The following is a 1,093-nucleotide window of genomic DNA, read 5'->3' as shown; positions in this document are numbered from 1 at the left end:
CGCAGCCGGAGACAATCGCCTAGTGGGTTGTCATTTTAAATGGCAATGCCCTGCCTGCACCGTATACTGACCCCATGTTCAAGGCCGCCATCCGCGTCAACAAGATCACCTCCATCGCCCAGCTGCGCGGGGCCTCCCTCCATGCTCAGCGGCACGACGAGACCGGCCGGGCGCGGGTCCGGGAAGGCGCCGTGCCGGGGGACGGCCTGGCCTGGTCCAAGCTCGAGGACGGGACCGACCGCGACTACCTGGCCGCCTTCCGGGTCCACAAGGCCGAGGCCGGGGCCGGGGAGCGCAAGGGCGCGCCGATCGCCCTCCAGGCCATCTGCGTCGTCTCCCCGGACTGGGTGAGCCAGGCGGGGGATCTCCACGACCCGGCCAATCCCCGGAACCGCCAGCTCCACGACGAGGCGAAGGCCTGGGCGGAAAGCTGGGGCGGGGAGGGCGCGGTCTTCGCCAGTCGCCTCGATCTCGACGAGAAGGGCGGCGCGGTGGTGGATCTGATGGTCTCCCCCGTCCGGGAAAGCCGCGGCAAGCCGGTGATCTCCACCAACAAGGCCCTGGGCGAGCTGAAGGGGGCCACGGGCGAGCGCAACGAATACGCCGCCCTCCAGACCTCCTGGGCCGACTGGTGCGGCGAGAAGCTGGACCCGGAGATCGTGCGCGGCACCCGCAAGGAGATCACGCAGCGCCAGCATGTCAGCCCCGAGACCTACGGGGCGATGCTCGACAAGGCCCGCGAGGGGCTCTCGGAGGCCCCCCAGACGCTCAAGTCGGCCATCGGGGCCACGGAGCTGTCCGAAAGCGACGCAGAGGCCCTGGAGGGCGTCCTACGGCTCAAGAAGGAGATCGCCCGCCACAAGGAGCTGGGAGCGGACTACGAGCCGCCCCAGGGGCCGCTGACGCTCGACCGGCTGGGCGGGGTGAAGGACTGGAGCGATCCATGGCCCTTCATCGAGGCGATCCGCGAGGGCGCGGACCGGGTGGTCGAGGTGGCTGCACGCCTCGGTGTGGGCCTGCGGGACACGATGAACGACCGCTACGAGGCCGGGCGCGAGCTGTTCCCTGAGCTGGCCGACCGGATGCACCTCGC

At 70.4% G+C, this 1,093-nt stretch carries 1 protein-coding gene; it reads left to right on the top strand.

Features of this window, described 5'->3' with window-relative positions; all coding sequences use genetic code 11:
• Positions 1 to 74 precede the first annotated feature (74 nt).
• Positions 75 to 1,093: hypothetical protein (locus tag JAN5088_RS00250; protein WP_144431838.1), on the top strand; the 1,019-nt coding region annotated here is incomplete at its 3' end.

The sequence above is a fragment of the Jannaschia rubra genome (assembly GCF_001403735.1).
Lineage (GTDB): Bacteria > Pseudomonadota > Alphaproteobacteria > Rhodobacterales > Rhodobacteraceae > Jannaschia > Jannaschia rubra.
Note: the sequence above shows the minus strand (reverse complement) of the source record. Positions and strands in the feature narration are given on the sequence as shown.